Raw genomic sequence first — 14,448 nt, 5'->3', positions numbered from 1 at the left:
TACATCTAAAGCAGCAACGAAAGTTGCTGCTTTTTTGTTTTAATCATTTTTATAGCAAATTGCAATATCAAGTTGAGCGTTCATCTGTTAGAATCAGTCTGGTAGCGGAAGACGATTCGCCCATAGCTCCATAGCCAGAATGTCATCATCGCTGTAATCTGAAATCCACTTTCCCTTTGGTATAAAGCGTCGGATCAGGCCATTGTGGTTTTCTATTGCCCCTTTCTCACAGGATGTATACGGATGGGTAAAGTACACTTTCGTATTCGTTCCTGTTTCCAACTCCGCCAGCCGGGCAAACTCAGGACTGTTATCTGTTGTGATGGTACGGAATACCTTGCTGAAGTAATCCCCCTGTTCGGATTGCATCTTCTGAAAGGCGGCAGATTGATCACCTCAAGGCCTATAAATCCCCGAACCCGCTTACCGCCGACATGGACATTGTTGGTGGACTCCACACTGATAGTTGTTCCCAATCAACCGATGCAGACCCTCCAGACACCAGAGGAAGATGCCTTCCTTTTCCCGCAGCAGCTTGTCCACCAGAAATGGATCATCCGCTCGGCCTGCGGGCCGGTCTTTGGTAGTCAGCACGATTTGGCGGCGGAAGAAGCCATCGGACTTGTCGTGCAAGGCGGTCAGCGCACCGTTTCCGAAGCAGAGGAAGCGCACATACAGCTGGCTCTGGTAGCTCTGGACGCCCTTGCGCTCCATGTCTATCTTGCACTCGGAGGTCACGATGGACTTGATATAGTTGGTCTTGGGCAGGGCGCTCATATCCATATCGTCATCCACCATCAGGAGCTTGTTTTCCAAGTCTGCGCGACTGAACCGGTTGCTCTCCACCTTCTGGATGCTGGTGGTATTCATGCTGTCACCCAGCAGGGAGCGCATGACCAGTCCAATGCGGCTTTTGTCCTCGCCGCCCTTGCCGATGAGTATGAGCATCTTCTGCCCCTTGGTAGTCGGCAGTGGACAGTAGCCGAGAAACTCCTGCAAGGTGGGAATATCATCTTCTTGCAGCAGATTCGATAGGAATTGCAGCCATTTTCTCGGAGTGGGTGTGTCTGGATTATAAGTGACGGTGAGGCGGTTGTTGCAGTAGCTATTGTCGGCACTGAAGCTGCCGTCCGTGAAAAACGTCCCGTTGGCAACATGGATGCGGTCCGTCTCAATGGGCAGCGGCGGCGAATAGGCTTGCAGCTTGATGCTGGCAAGTAAATTCGCAACCGTCTTGGAGAGATTGGCGGTCAGCACACCGGAGATTGTCAAACTGGCAGATTGGGACACGGTGAAGTCAAACGTTTTTGCAAAAGCCGTGATACAATATGTGAGGTATCTTTTAAGGCAGGCATCCGCGAAGCAAGCTATCGTCTTGTATGTTAAATAGGTCACGACTTGCAGAGCGGTTGCTTTTTTGCGTGAACTCCAGATAAAACCTATTCTTTGGTTCCTGATGCGCAGTTTTGGCGCTCCGGTGTTAAAATATAAAAGCGCTCAAATATTGCAGTTGGAAACACACGCAAAGACCTGTTATATTTTTTATAAAATATCTTTTGTATCTTTCATCCCTTTGGGTACTCTCGTTCGTTATACTGACAGAAAAGGCGGTGAGGCGGTGGAATATAGCGATTATGAACTGGTGCGCGGGATCAAAGGCGGAGATAAGAGCGCACTGGAGCTTTTGGTTCGCCGCTGGTATCCGCGAATTTACGGATATGTTTTCAAATTGACCGGGCATGAGCAGGACGCTTATGACTTGACGCAGGATGTTTTTATCGCAATGATGCAGAGCATCGGTCGCTATATGCCGTGGCGGAAATTTGACAGCTGGCTGTTTACGATCGCGCATAACAAATGTATGGACTACTTTCGCTTTCGACAGAAAATCGTTCAGGTGGAAGACACCATGTTCGACCGACCTGATCCGGCTGCCTCGTTTGAAGATATGGCAGCGGTCTCCATGTCCGTAAAAGCCGCTCTGGAGAAGCTGCCTGCCGCACAGCGGGAGGCAGTGATCTTACATTATTTCCATCAATTTACCGCAAAGGAGATCGCACAAATGACGAACACACCGCTGCCGACGGTCAAATCACGGCTTCGTGCCGCCAGAAATACACTCTCAGATAAACTGCGGGAGGACTTCGAATGAACGATCGGATGGAACAGGAAATCCGCCGCACCATTTTGCGGCTGCAAGCGTCCATGCCGGAGCCGAGGGATAGGCAGACGCCGGCCTTCACGCTGCTGCGGATCGCCGCAGGTGAAATAAACGGGGGCCTGCTGCTTGGGCTTTTCGCGGGTGCATTGATTTTCGGTCTGCTCAGCGTCCGAGTCTTGTCCATGCCGATGCTGACGATTTTCTGCACCGCGCCAATGCCGATGCTCCTGCTGTTTCATCGGTACGTGCTCGCCAGTAACCAGAACATGCGTGAATTGGAGGCTACATTTCCGTATTCCTATCCGGAGATGCTGGCTGCGCGGTCTGTCGTGATCTCATGCTGCATGTTCGGCGCTCTGGTGCTCCTTTCCGTGATGCTGCACGTTTCTGCGGGTGAGGCGTTTTTGCGGCTGGCGCTCTGCGGCGCGGTATCGGACATTTATCTCTGTGCGCTGCTCCTGTTTTTGTCTGCTTCGCTCCGCAATTCGGAAGGGCTGTCCCTGCTTGCACTCGTCTTTTGGGCGGCGCTCTGCTTCCTCGTGACGGTACTGCCGTTTGACCGGCTTTTGCAGCTCTGCTCCACCGCTGCCTACGCTGTGCTGGCGGCTATCGGACTGATTTTATACGGCATTCTTGTATACAATGTTCAACGAAGGAGGGAGCATTATGGCATGGCTCATATCGGATGAAGCCAGAAAGCACCGGGCGTTCCGCGAGGTCTGGGTTGCGTATCTCCTTGGCGGGTTGTATCTGCTGCTGGGGCTATACACAGAAATTTCGGAACAGAATTACAGCGTGCTCTATGATGCACAGCAAAAGTGGAATTTTGTTCAGCAGAATATCTATTCCTATGGCGCGACGCTGACGGCGTTTCTGCTTGCGGTCGGATTGCCGCGGCTGGTCTGCTGTGAAAGGGAATACCGGACGGACGATCTTGTCGGGACGGCAGCGCTTGGCCGACTGTGCACATGGAGAGCGAAAACGGCGTTTACGGTCCTCTATTGCGCGGTCGTTGTTTTCATCATCGGGGCAGCCAGTCTGCTGGTAAACGGCGGCGCGTTCGGGTTCGAAGGCGCCCTCTCCTCTGTTGTCAGATGCGTGTATTTTGCGGATACGGCGCTGCCGCCGATGTCCAATCTTGCGTACTGTGCGATCCAGTATGGCTTTCTGTTTTTGGGCGCGTTATATTTCGCCGGGTTTATCCTGATCGTCGCTGCGCTGACGCGGCGGACGGCGCTCAGTCTGTTCCTCTGCGGCGGAAGCTATCTGCTGTTTTTCGCGTATTCCGCTGTCGGGCCTCAGCTGCCGGAGTTCCTTCGCGTGCCGATCGATGCGCTCTATCGGTTCGGCTTCGGTGGGTATCTGCTGCAGGAGAGCTATTCGTGGGTCTTTCCATATTTGTGGTCGGATGTATGGAAACCGGTCCTGCTGGGGATTGGCATGATCCTTCTGGAGTTTTTTATCTTTTTGCAGATATGGAGGAGGAAAGCAAAGGCATGAAGGCTGATCTGATCCGCTGTTTCCGGAATCCGCTCTACTGGCTCGTTTTGGGTGCTGGGCTATCTGTTCGGGGCATTCTCGCCTTCTTTGATTCCCGATTCCGCAACGATGCGTTCTGGTCCTTATCCGCAGAATTCTGGAATAAGATAGGCTCCGTAACACTCGGTTTTCTGGTTCTGCTCGTTCTGATCCGTCTGTTTTCTGCGGATCGTGAAACAGGAGTCTTTCCCGTCATCAATAGCACCGCCTATGGTCGAAGCACGCTGTTCCGGAACCGGTTGATTGCCGGGAGCATTGCCGCTTCGGCTGGTGCTGTGCTGTTAGCAGCCGGAAATCATGCGCTGTCAATTCTCATTTCCGGCAGGCTTCCCCAACCGGATGGTTGGAATCACGCATGGTTCCGCAGCACGGCGATCGTTCTCATCGGAACCATTGGATTTTTCCTCTTTGCAGCATTTGTATGTGACAGTCTGAAGAATCAGCCAGCGGCCATGTGCATCTGCGGAGCTCCGTTTGCGTTCAGCTATTTTATCAATGCCGCTGTGCTGAAAAAGTTTGAATTCTTCTGGTTTGTCCGGTATGGATTTTTTGCAGAATGGATGCGTGGACGGAGAATCGGTATGACACCGGGAGTCTGGGGTGTCTGGTACGCGCTGTTATTGGGTGGATTATTATTGGCCGCCATCCATCAAAGAAAGGAGCGAAAGGAATTATGAAGCTTTCCTTCGAACATATAAGCAAGCTCTACGGCGATACGGCCGCGCTGCAGCAGATCGACCTGACGCTGGGGCCGGGCGTCTATGGGCTGCTCGGTCCAAACGGAGCCGGGAAGACGACGCTGATGCGGATCATGACGGATCTGCTCGCCCCATCGACCGGACGTGTCTTGCTGGATGGGCAGGACATTGCGGTCATGGGTGCTGCGTTCCGGAAAAAGCTCGGCTATCTGCCGCAGGATTTCGGCGTTTATCCGAATTTCACAGCGGAGCAGTTTCTGCTCTATATTGCCAGATTGAAGGGCTTGTCAAAATTTGAGGCCAAGCGGCAGACGGATGATCTTCTGCATATGGTCGGTCTGGAGGACAAAAAGCAGAAAAAGCTGAAAGGTTTCTCCGGCGGACAGCGGCAGCGTGTGGGAATCGCACAGGCACTGCTTGGAGACCCCGAAATTCTGGTGCTGGACGAGCCGACAGCTGGGCTTGACCCGGAAGAACGGATCCGGTTCCGCGGGATCATCAGTGATCTTTCCCAGCAAAAGCTCGTTTTGCTGTCGACGCATATTGTATCGGATCTCGAAGCAGTCGCAAACGAAATCATTCTGCTCCGGAAAGGTGTTGTCCTCGGAATGCAAAAGCCTGCTTCGCTGCTGGAGCAGCTGAACGAGCAAGTCTGGCTCGTTACAGTTCCTGCTGCGGACGAAGCGGCACTCACAAAGCAATATACCTGCAGCAATGTTATGCACACAGACGGAAAAAGTGTGCTCCGTCTGCTCAGCAAAAGCGCCCCTCGACCCGACGCAGTACCAACAGCACCCAATATGGAGGATATGTATCTATATTATTTCGGTAGATGATTGTCCGGATGATTCGGGCTGGATCTCGGGTGCAGTAAAGTGCGGACTGTTTAGAAGGCAGCTTGCAAGTTTTTAGACCTGCAAGCTGCTTTTCCCCGTAAACTCAGAGCCGATTTTGCTGCCGAAAAATCTCTGGGAACAAAATTTGAGCGGTTGTTCGCAGCACCTCTCAGCAACTCATTTCGCGCATTTTCTGGTACGAAATCATTCAGTACAGAAAAATTACTGGCTCGTATTCGCGCCGTTCTCCACAACCACCGACAGAGAGGAAAAATAAGAATACAGCCAGTGGAAACTGTCAGCTTCAGGATTTGTTGATTGGTTATGAAAAAAGGCGGATCTATGTCGGAAAAAACGAAATCGACCTGACATTGGCGGAGTGAACCGCTCCCTGTCAATTAGACAGACGAAAAAACAAAAAGTTTTCTCCAGGACCTCATCTCAGAGGTCCTGGTTTTCATTTATGCAGCATCCAGCAAGCTGCGGTAATTCATTGGTGCGCCGTTACTTCCGGCTTAGACCGCTGATATGCCGGACGTTTTCTGCGGATGACAGCAGGCAGGCCGACAATATGTACCAAACGATAGAACTGATTTAGGTTCAGAATGTCACAAGTCTCGGTTATTGCATACCCCTCTTCGTGCATTTTCCGAACACAAATGTAGAGATATTCTTGTCTTACTCCGCTCAGCGCCACCTCATTTCGAGTTCCTCGAGTTTTTTTAGCACTGCATTCTCCGTTTTCAATCTTCTGTTTCGGGCTTCCAGTATCCGGTTCTCGGCGCGCAGCTTCACCGCTTCTGTCATCTCAGATTCGGCTTTACGCTTACCACGCTTGTCTACCAGACCTTCTATGCCCTTCTCATTGTACTTTCTCACCCAGGAATAGATTTGCTGGTAGCTGACGCCGAATCGCTCAACAGCAGCAGCATAGTCATTTCCATGCTCGATGCAGTAGCTGATAATTTCAATCCGTTCTTCGTATGTCGTAGTCCGTACTTTTTACAGATTGCTGCCTGGCTTCCTTCTCCGTTGAATGGATGATCTCTTCCAGTGTCCGTTTTGACATAATAATGCTCCCCTTAGTGTAGTCTCGAATTTTTGTTATTTCGAGTGTCTACTCTATGGGGAGCATATCAGCCTGTATTCTTATTCTTTATTCTTTTTTAAGCCTTGGTGTTCGAACCACACCAGACCATAAATTTGGCAGGGCACATCTTAAAAATGTCGCCTCTCGCGGGGCAAAACTGGAATTTTGAAAAATCGAGTTTTTGCAGCCTTTTCGTTCTAAAAGTAGCGCATTATATGTGAAAACGCCACACTTTCGTGCGGCGTTTTCGGCGTTGCATCTTTCATCAACACATTTTGGTACGCCCGGTGCGATTCGAGCGCATGGCCTTTGGAGTCGGAGTTGTTTTCCAAACGCATAATATGTTACATTCTATAATACATTATAAGCATAATAGACCATATTTTATAAAAAATATATCATTTAGCAACATCTGATAATATCTGTTTTAGAGTGAATAAGCACCAAATTTAAGCACTGAAAAAGACGCTCCGAAGAACGTCTTTCGGGGAGTTGTCAAGCCGCCCAACAAGGACGGCGTTTGTAGTTATCCGGTGTATGAGGTTGAAGAGTCGATGGAGATGCACTTTGCGGTGCCGTCCCAGTCAACGCCAAAGTTGAGCAGCTTGCCGAGGTCGCGAAGCTTGAAATAGTTATTATCGTTAATGGTGTAAGCCGTCAGACTGGCTACGTTGCCGTTCATATATACGGTATCGGAAGACAGCTTGGCGGTCTGCTTGACAGCCTTACCGGTAGCGAGTTCGCCGCCAACAGCGGTGTATGCGGTATTAGGCTTGAGTTCAATGCTCTTAGTCGCGCCGTTCCACGTTACTTCAAACTGTTTCTCTGTACCAGAAAGAGCCTTTGCAATATCACGGAGCTTGAAGTAATTGTTGTCGTTAATGCTGTACGCGTCGAAGGTTACTTGCTTGCCGTTGATCTGCACCTTGGCGCTGGACGGAGAGGCTGTTGCCGTTGCTGCAGCGGTCGGCTTGGTTGTAGGCTTTTTGGTTGACGTGCCGTTGGTTGTCTGGTTTGGACCAGCAATCTGCAGAAAGTCGTAGAGCGTATAGTTCTCGCCGGGAACATTGTACAGGTTATCAAACGTCCGGGTGGAGCTGTCTCCTTCCAGATCCGTACGACCCCACGTCCAAAGGCTACCATCGTTCTTTACGGCTGTTCCAATCCGCGAATAAGGAGTGCAACTCAAGGATCTTACTCCAGTAAGATCGGTTTTGGTTGGTGTGGCCACATTTTCAATTTCCTTGCCGAGCCCGCTGCTGTTCCATTCATTCTTGCCTACAGCCCACATTTGTCCATCAGTGGTAACATACACCAACGATTTAGTACCTTCGTCTGCGAATTGTACGTTGTCAGCGATCTTAATTGGAGAAGCGACAACTTCGTTTGACCAAGGGAGCGTACCCCAAATCCAAAGGCTGTTATCTGATTTGATTGCCATGCAAAGACTTGCATCGCCAAAAATAGACTTTACATCATCCATCATTTTAACGGCGGGGCGGACGAAATGTTGCGAGTCGGAATCGCCTAAAAAACCGTAAGATCCCTTGCCAGAGACGTAGACACTGCCGTCCGTTTTAAGAAAGACAGAAGCAAAGTCGACTTGAATAACGTCCTGAACGTTATCCATCATTTTTGCCGGCTTTATAACCTCGGGGATTTCCCACCAGTTATCAGTAGAAGTATACGCAGAAGGTAAAGATGCTGGATTGACGGGGAAAGTAATACCGCTCAGATCGATGCCCCATCCCCAAAGGGTGTTGTCGTTCTTAATAGCGACGCCCAACGACGCACTACGCATGTTCGCTTTGCGAACATCGGAAAGAACTTTTTTGAAGTTGGAGAATGAAGAAGCGTCCTTCCATTCGGCAACATACAGATCGCCGTTGTTCTTCAGAACTGCAATGCCTTCATAGAACAGACTGACATCTTTTACATCGCCGGTGAGTTTGGTAAACGGGGAGAAAGTGACATCCGAAGCAGAAACGCCGCTAAGCCACAGGCTACCATCGTCCTTAATGACGCTTACAATTTGATTGTCCGCCGAAACGGAGACGACTTTGCCGGAAGTAAAGTCAGAAGGCAGGTTTGCGCGACCGTCTTCTGCCGCTCCAGCCATAGGAATTGCGTTTGCACACATCATGGCGGCAGCCATAACTGCGGCAATAAGTTTTCTTTTCATAGATTATACGCCTCCGTATCATTCAAAAACTTTAGTCAAATCCAATTCGCAACCGGTCAGAGTAAAGACCTTTGCAGCGGCATCTTCCTTGGTGTAAACAGCAACGGTGCGATACAGTCCGTTTTCCAGTACAAATACAGTTGCGTTCTGCTCCTGCGGGGAAATGATCCAGTATTCGGGGACACCGGCTTGCTGATAGCGATTGAGCTTTACAAGACGGTCAGCCTTGGCGGTGGACGGTGAAAGAATCTCCATTACTACGGTCGGAGCACCAAAGCAATATTGCTCGTGCAGTTTTTCAGGGTCACAAATCACAGCAAGGTCAGGAACATAGACAGTGCTCACATCGTCCGCATTCTGATGCACGTGTTCAGGGAGCAACACCTCAATCTCAGCAAAGGCGCGACATGGCTTGCCATTAAGGAAGTTGCGGAGCTGCTGAAGCAAAGCACCCTCTATATTCTGATGCTGAATGCTTGGACGCGCCTGCATAACAGGTGTACCGTCAAACAGCTCGTATTTCTGTTCAGTATCCCACGTCAGATAGTCAGCGTAGGTACAATGTGTCGTTTGAGGTAACGGCATAGACAAGCCCTCCTTTTATCAAGACTGTTGATATTGTTATTATACCACGGTCAAGATACGGAAACCAGCTAAAACATTATTACTATCAATTATATGACAAAGGTGGACTGGTAACGCCAAAGAGATGGGGCCTCTGCCTTCGCTTGTGGCACACCCCGAACCCTGAGTCAAGGTCAGCAAAATTTTACACCGTGCCGATTGTTCGCACGGTGTAAATTTTTGCGCAAGTGGCTCTTACGAGCCAACCTTGACACAGTGCCCGGCGTGTCTGCAAAAGTATTTAAGCCGTACTCGGAACGAGCACGGCGAGGCCCAAAGAAAAATTGTGGAGGTGCTTTTATGAAACAGACAATCAAAACAAGCCGGACGGCGGGATATCTTGAAAAAATGTTCCGCGAACTTAATGACCATTATTTCAATAACGAGATTGAAGAACCGATCATCACTATCCAGTCTACACCGCGCGCATATGGCCATGTAACCGTTTCCAAGGCATGGCACAAGAGTAACGGTGATCAGCGGCACGAGCTTAACATTGACGCAGGCACACTTGACCGACCGATTGAAGACGTTACCGCAACCTTGCTGCATGAAATGGTTCATCTCTACCACCTGCAAAACAATGTGAAGGATTGCAGTCGCGGAGGCACTTACCACAACAAACGCTTTAAGGACACTGCCGAGGCGTGCGACTTACGCATTGAGTACGATCCGCGAATCGGCTGGTCGATCACCTTTCCAACCGAGGCGCTGATTGATTTCATCGTTGCTCAGGGCTGGGAAGATATTCGCATGGGTCGTATGGATGGATATGTCACAGGCAGGCCGGGACGCGGGACAAGCTCTGGAACAAATGAGCCGACCAAAACAAAGAAGCCGAGCAGCACCAGAAAATATGTTTGCCCCAAATGCAAAATGTCAGTACGTGCGACTCGCGAGGTCAACATCTTGTGCGGCGATTGCTTATTGAGAATGGAACCGGTTAAATAATAGGAAATTGAAAGTGCACGTTCAAGAATGATGTTGAAGGTGCACTTTCAAATATATGCGATATTTTAGAACGGAGCGTTCCAGTCTATATTGAATTCATCAAACCAATAAGCCTGAAAAACTACTCCCTCACTGTCAATAAAGCGTCCACGGGCATCGGATGGAATTTCGTCCGCAGCGGCGGTGCTGTCTAAAATAATTCCTGAGAGTACATTATCCGCACGGCCACAGATGCGATAAGAGATGTTGTTCTTAATTTGACCGGCCAAAATATTAGCGTCGGGTCGTTGGGTTGCCAAAATTAGATGAATACCAAATGCTCTACCCAATCGGGCGATAGTTGCAAGGCGGCTCTCAATCTGTGCAACTACTTCTTTTTCTGTTTTGCTGAGGCCGGTTTTATCAAGCACTTCTGCGATTTCATCGGCGGCAAAAACAATTCGATCAAGTGGTTCGGCATCATTATGAGTGTAGATCGGATTGATATTGTAATCAAAAATATTGTTGCAATTATTTTTGCTTGCAAAAAGCTGTTTGCGTCGATTGAGTTCGATAATTAACCCATCAAGATAGGATAAAAGTTCAGAACGCTCCAAAATTATCCGGCATTTGGGATGCTGTCCCCAAGCATTAGAAAAATCCACGCCGCCTTTAAAATCGGCAAGTGTGACTTGGACGTTTTGCTTTTTAAGTAATTGCATAAGTATTAAACGGAGAAGAACCGTTTTGCCCGAGCCGGTCGAACCGCCGATGAGGATATGCGGTGTAATGTTAAGGTCAACGGTGACTTGTTCCAACAGACTTTCTCCTAAGATGATTTTGCAAATGGGTATTTGCGTGTTTAGCATCGTGTTTTGCCAAACAATTTTATCGGATAAACCTTGTTCGAGCGGCACGGTGTAAAGTCGAATACCCTGTTTTCCGTCGATTTCCTCGATTTTAGCGATATTCCGATTTAGAGCCGTTTCGATGGCGGTTTTTTTGTCCTCCCAAATGGATTTTTCAATGCTGCAAGATAGAAAATCTAAACAAAAAACTTGTCTAGAAGTTGATTTTTTATAAAACGGATATTCTCGCAGCAAGAGTGGAATTTCACCGGCGGAATTGGTTAAACCTATGCGTGAAAAGTTGTTGTGGATGCGGTGAGCGATTTTGGGAGTTCCGTAATACAGAATATAGCAAAGCACGGCAATCAGCGCGATAACAGCAACCAGAAAATACATAGCGATTTTCAGAATGTCACCGATTGCATTACTATCAAAGGCGTGCTGCACGAAGATTGCAACCAGCAGCGCTAATGCCAAAATCAACAGCAAGCGGTGTTGCTTGTGTGGATCATGTTTGATGTGTTTCATACCCTCGCAGAGACGGCAGAATGTATATTTATAGGTGCTCTCGTTGATGAGTTCATCTTTTTTATTACTGTTCATGATGTTCACCTTTTTTCATCGAAAAGTGTAACGGATTTAATTTTTGTAACGTATGTTGGTTACAGAAAAATGCTCAAATCCCCAGTGATTTCAAGGCTTTTCGCGTTTTGTGTAACCGTAACGAGGTGGGCTGGTAACACTACCAGCCCACCTCTGGTTAAAACGGGTTAGAGTTGTTATCTTCTAACGAGGCTCTTAACGAGGCTATATCATTATAAAAATCACTGCTTACGCATACAAACTTGCGTTTGTGGTCAGCATCGAAATAACAATAGACAATTTCGCTGATGCGGCGGCGCAACTGTTCATAGCTATCAGTGCCGCGCTTGTGATACGGTACGAGTTCCGCGTAGAGTTGCTCAGGCGCATAAACACTCGTTATGTAAACATCACTCCATAATGCGAACGAGTTGGTATATCTTGCGGAAATTTGCTTTTTATAACCGTCTAAAAGCGAAAGCAGTTCGGCATAGGAAATGCTGTCGGGCTTGAGTTCGTCGATAAAAAGAATAGATTCGGCACAATATTTGTCAAAAGCCCCGTGCTTTAAATCGGAGATTAAGTAGATGTTATCCTCGCCCTTTTCTTCACACAGACTAACATAGTGATACGTCTTACCAGCGCCCGACTCGCCACAAATCCAGTGGACTTTGACTGGACGAATGGGTGGTGTTGCCTTGAAACGCTGGTCGAAAAATGCATCGCGAATCATGCGGTCATAGCGGCGATAATTAAGGTTGGATGCCATAATTTCTGAGGGCGTGTGACCCTCTTTCAGCAAAGCCGCAATCTCGGCCAGATCACTACGATTTGCACTACGGCCTTTAATTTCGCCAGCTTTCACTATACATAAGACCTGCTCGCCCTTTTCATCAAATGGAGAGCGCTTGTTGATGTAATCCTCTGCCTGCTTTTTTGACCCTTTGGTGGGTTCGAAATGCATCCCACACGCATAGGTTTTTTTAACGATACTGAAACGCATAGCAACGGCATCCTCCAAGACCATATGCACGTGATGCAAGCCGAGCGCCGATATGCAATAAGCCCACGCGCCGGTTCGTGTTGTGCTGGTGCCTACCCACTCGTCCCTGAGTTGCTCACAGATTTCCTGCGGTGTGCCAGAATAGCCGTGTTCGCAGGGGTTGTTCAGCACAGCAAACCATGATTTGGTGACACTTTCTCCCATATAAACCCTCCTTATACATAAAAATTAGGGCTGCATCCCATAAGGGGCGCAGCCCGGATGCAATGAGGTTTTAGTGAACCATCACCAAAACACGCTCGGTGTCAAGAACATGCTGAACGAAGTGCTCTACGTCACTTGCCATATCGTGCGATGTAGTCAACGGGACAGTGGAGTCAGCGGGGACGTAATCGAAGATGTGGCGGTCACGAAACGGCGCTTTGTCAATCAAGACCATATCGACGTGCGGGACGCCATCGTCTGACAAACAGAACATCCAAACGCCAGAACGCGAGGGGCGCTCGGAAAGCCACTGGGCGCGAAGCTGCTCACAGAGGACACGCGGACAACCACTATAGCCATAATTTTCAGGGTTTTTCACGGTAACAATCCACGCACGAGCAACCATAGAATACTTTTTCAAAAACATCACCTCCTTTCGACGGTTTAGGCATCTTTGATCGGTTCGATTGCGGTGGCCTTGGCCGAGATGCGCGGCTTGCCATCAATGATAAAAGCCTTGATCTCCAAATCCGTCACGCGAACGGGAGTATCGACAGGGATTTCGGGCGTGGTCGGCACGGTGACATAAAAAGTGTCATAGCCCCGATCGACCATTGCAAGCTTGCAACGATAGCCCTTTACCTTGCTGGTGACTTCGCCCTTTTCGTAAACATAGGCGGTCTTAGCTTCCAAAAAACGAAAATGGTCACCAACGGTCAGATAAGGGTCAATCTTGAGCTGGTTGAGTTTCAGCATGGGGTGTTCCTCCTTATTCTTTCAAAAATTTATACATAACATCGCTGCTTTGAGTCCAATCTTCGGTATAACCGGCAAAAATGAACTCATCGACCAGAGCATCAGCGAAGTTATCTGCGTGGACATATGCGACTGTCGCACCGCTTTCGGTCAGGAAAAGGTCGATTTCGTGAACAATCTCTTTGACTTGCTCAGGGGTCGTAACCTTATCACCGACTTCGATGCGGACGACTTCTGCAACTTCGTTGAAAATTGCGAAATACACGGTTGCCAGCAACAGGACATCCGCTTTGAACGCGATTTTATAGTGCAGGCCGCCTTGGATTTGAGTATGCATTATTTTTCACCTCCTCCTGCTATTTCGGGGTGTTTTTGGCTTACAATTCTATTATAAATTGCAGAAATTATATGAGTGGAACTTGCGAAGTTCTTTTTTTCGGGCAAACGAAAAGAGGCGGCCAATGGCCGCCTCGGTAGGGTTAATCATTATTGTCTTGCCGCTTTGATTTGTAAAAATGCGTTCCTGTTTTCGTGTAAAGCAGGTCATCGGCATCATAAAGAGACAAGTTATTTTTAATGGAAAAACGAACAATGCAATGAGAAAGTGAATCGTTCAAGTAGAAACCAGCCGCATGGAACAGCGCCTCTGCTTGGTTCAACGGAACATTAAAAGCAATCAAAATAGCCGCTATTGTCTGGAAATTATAGTTAATCGACTTGTAGCTAACAATGTTTTGATAAACGTGTTTCGACAAGAATGTTTTCGCACAAAAAATTGCTTGGTTAATATTCTTTTCATAAAAAATCTTATTTAATCCAATCAACAATTCGGAATAACGTGAATTGCTATTCTTTTCTCCATAATAACGGTTAAATTCGTCCAAAACCCTGTTATTCAATGACAGGATCGACCTTTAAACGTAATTAGCGTTTAAAGATATAATGGACAAACCAACTAACAAAACCTGCAAAGGAAAGTCAAGGGGGAAAGAAAT

General features: G+C 48.3%; 15 protein-coding genes and 2 pseudogenes. 6 read left to right on the top strand and 11 right to left on the bottom strand.

All coding sequences use genetic code 11. From position 1 onward, the window contains the following. Window positions 1-105: 105 nt before the first annotated feature. A pseudogene (locus tag PG722_RS13245) lies at window positions 106-381 on the bottom strand (IS30 family transposase); the annotation flags it as partial. Between the two features lie 42 nt (window positions 382-423). Next, window positions 424-1,272, bottom strand: coding sequence for a DNA primase family protein (locus tag PG722_RS13240; protein ID WP_442867857.1), 849 nt, complete (start codon window positions 1,270-1,272; stop codon window positions 424-426). Between the two features lie 145 nt (window positions 1,273-1,417). Here PG722_RS13240 and PG722_RS13235 point away from each other — a divergent pair, with 145 nt between their 5' ends. The 5 genes from PG722_RS13235 to PG722_RS13215 are packed head-to-tail and all read left to right on the top strand — an operon-like array spanning window position 1,418 to window position 5,234. After that, window positions 1,418-2,152: an RNA polymerase sigma factor gene (locus tag PG722_RS13235; protein WP_270580820.1), complete on the top strand. Its 735-nt coding sequence runs from the start codon at window positions 1,418-1,420 to the stop codon at window positions 2,150-2,152. After that, complete coding sequence (locus PG722_RS13230) at window positions 2,149-2,850, top strand: hypothetical protein (protein WP_270580819.1); 702 nt, start codon at window positions 2,149-2,151, stop codon at window positions 2,848-2,850. The genes PG722_RS13235 and PG722_RS13230 overlap by 4 nt, the downstream gene beginning before the upstream one ends. Then, a complete protein-coding gene (locus tag PG722_RS13225) occupies window positions 2,828-3,661 on the top strand; it encodes a hypothetical protein (protein ID WP_270580818.1) in 834 nt (277 codons plus the stop codon). The genes PG722_RS13230 and PG722_RS13225 overlap by 23 nt, the downstream gene beginning before the upstream one ends. Beyond that, window positions 3,658-4,377: a hypothetical protein gene (locus PG722_RS13220; RefSeq protein WP_270580817.1), complete on the top strand. Its 720-nt coding sequence runs from the start codon at window positions 3,658-3,660 to the stop codon at window positions 4,375-4,377. Before PG722_RS13225 ends, PG722_RS13220 begins: the two co-directional genes overlap by 4 nt. Further along, a complete protein-coding gene (locus tag PG722_RS13215) occupies window positions 4,374-5,234 on the top strand; it encodes an ABC transporter ATP-binding protein (RefSeq protein ID WP_270580816.1) in 861 nt (286 codons plus the stop codon). Before PG722_RS13220 ends, PG722_RS13215 begins: the two co-directional genes overlap by 4 nt. Before the next feature lie 687 nt (window positions 5,235-5,921). On the opposite strand, the pseudogene PG722_RS14280 reads toward PG722_RS13215, so the two are convergent. The 3 genes and pseudogenes from PG722_RS14280 to PG722_RS13205 all read right to left on the bottom strand — a co-directional run. Continuing rightward, a pseudogene (locus PG722_RS14280) lies at window positions 5,922-6,209 on the bottom strand (helix-turn-helix domain-containing protein); the annotation flags it as partial. 641 nt (window positions 6,210-6,850) lie between these two features. Further along, entirely contained in the window at window positions 6,851-8,506 is a 1,656-nt protein-coding gene (locus PG722_RS13210; RefSeq protein ID WP_270580815.1) for a stalk domain-containing protein, read from the bottom strand. An 18-nt stretch (window positions 8,507-8,524) separates the two neighbouring features. After that, window positions 8,525-9,091, bottom strand: coding sequence for a Uma2 family endonuclease (locus PG722_RS13205; RefSeq protein WP_270580814.1), 567 nt, complete (start codon window positions 9,089-9,091; stop codon window positions 8,525-8,527). Between the two features lie 339 nt (window positions 9,092-9,430). Here PG722_RS13205 and PG722_RS13200 point away from each other — a divergent pair, with 339 nt between their 5' ends. After that, window positions 9,431-10,081, top strand: a complete 651-nt coding sequence (locus PG722_RS13200; protein ID WP_270580813.1) for a SprT-like domain-containing protein — start codon at window positions 9,431-9,433, stop codon at window positions 10,079-10,081. A 65-nt stretch (window positions 10,082-10,146) separates the two neighbouring features. Here the strand turns inward: PG722_RS13200 and PG722_RS13195 are convergent, their stop codons facing one another. The 6 genes from PG722_RS13195 to PG722_RS13170 form a co-directional block, all read right to left on the bottom strand. Beyond that, on the bottom strand, window positions 10,147-11,511 hold the full coding sequence (locus tag PG722_RS13195) for an FtsK/SpoIIIE domain-containing protein (protein ID WP_270580812.1): 1,365 nt from the start codon (window positions 11,509-11,511) through the stop codon (window positions 10,147-10,149). Window positions 11,512-11,668: 157 nt separating this feature from the next. Further along, window positions 11,669-12,697 (bottom strand): hypothetical protein, encoded by a 1,029-nt coding sequence (locus tag PG722_RS13190; protein WP_270580811.1) that lies wholly within the window; start codon window positions 12,695-12,697, stop codon window positions 11,669-11,671. A 70-nt stretch (window positions 12,698-12,767) separates the two neighbouring features. Next, window positions 12,768-13,118 (bottom strand): hypothetical protein, encoded by a 351-nt coding sequence (locus PG722_RS13185; protein WP_270580810.1) that lies wholly within the window; start codon window positions 13,116-13,118, stop codon window positions 12,768-12,770. 23 nt (window positions 13,119-13,141) lie between these two features. Next, the gene (locus PG722_RS13180; RefSeq protein WP_270580809.1) at window positions 13,142-13,453 is read right to left on the bottom strand and encodes a hypothetical protein; all 312 of its coding nucleotides are present in this window, start codon (window positions 13,451-13,453) and stop codon (window positions 13,142-13,144) included. A 13-nt stretch (window positions 13,454-13,466) separates the two neighbouring features. Beyond that, complete coding sequence (locus PG722_RS13175; protein ID WP_270385806.1) at window positions 13,467-13,790, bottom strand: hypothetical protein; 324 nt, start codon at window positions 13,788-13,790, stop codon at window positions 13,467-13,469. Window positions 13,791-13,932: 142 nt separating this feature from the next. Continuing rightward, entirely contained in the window at window positions 13,933-14,337 is a 405-nt protein-coding gene (locus PG722_RS13170) for a hypothetical protein (protein ID WP_270385805.1), read from the bottom strand. Window positions 14,338-14,448: the final 111 nt, after the last annotated feature.

Origin of the sequence: Butyricicoccus sp. OF27-2pH9A, assembly GCF_027693185.1 — a bacterium.
Lineage (GTDB): Bacteria > Bacillota > Clostridia > Oscillospirales > Butyricicoccaceae > Agathobaculum > Agathobaculum butyriciproducens.
The sequence above is the reverse complement of the archived record's forward strand: the minus strand, read 5'-3'. Positions and strand labels throughout refer to the sequence as shown.

Excerpts from the sequence above, each read along its gene's own strand:
- PG722_RS13230 (WP_270580819.1), top strand. The coding sequence starts at position 2,149 with ATGAACGATCGGATGGAACAGGAAATCCGCCGCACCATTTTGCGGCTG.
- PG722_RS13225 (WP_270580818.1), top strand. The coding sequence starts at position 2,828 with ATGGCATGGCTCATATCGGATGAAGCCAGAAAGCACCGGGCGTTCCGC.
- PG722_RS13220 (WP_270580817.1), top strand. The coding sequence starts at position 3,658 with ATGAAGGCTGATCTGATCCGCTGTTTCCGGAATCCGCTCTACTGGCTC.
- PG722_RS13215 (WP_270580816.1), top strand. The coding sequence starts at position 4,374 with ATGAAGCTTTCCTTCGAACATATAAGCAAGCTCTACGGCGATACGGCC.
- PG722_RS13210 (WP_270580815.1), bottom strand. The coding sequence starts at position 8,506 with ATGAAAAGAAAACTTATTGCCGCAGTTATGGCTGCCGCCATGATGTGT.
- PG722_RS13205 (WP_270580814.1), bottom strand. The coding sequence starts at position 9,091 with ATGCCGTTACCTCAAACGACACATTGTACCTACGCTGACTATCTGACG.
- PG722_RS13200 (WP_270580813.1), top strand. The coding sequence starts at position 9,431 with ATGAAACAGACAATCAAAACAAGCCGGACGGCGGGATATCTTGAAAAA.
- PG722_RS13195 (WP_270580812.1), bottom strand. The coding sequence starts at position 11,511 with ATGAACAGTAATAAAAAAGATGAACTCATCAACGAGAGCACCTATAAA.
- PG722_RS13190 (WP_270580811.1), bottom strand. The coding sequence starts at position 12,697 with ATGGGAGAAAGTGTCACCAAATCATGGTTTGCTGTGCTGAACAACCCC.
- PG722_RS13180 (WP_270580809.1), bottom strand. The coding sequence starts at position 13,453 with ATGCTGAAACTCAACCAGCTCAAGATTGACCCTTATCTGACCGTTGGT.
- PG722_RS13175 (WP_270385806.1), bottom strand. The coding sequence starts at position 13,790 with ATGCATACTCAAATCCAAGGCGGCCTGCACTATAAAATCGCGTTCAAA.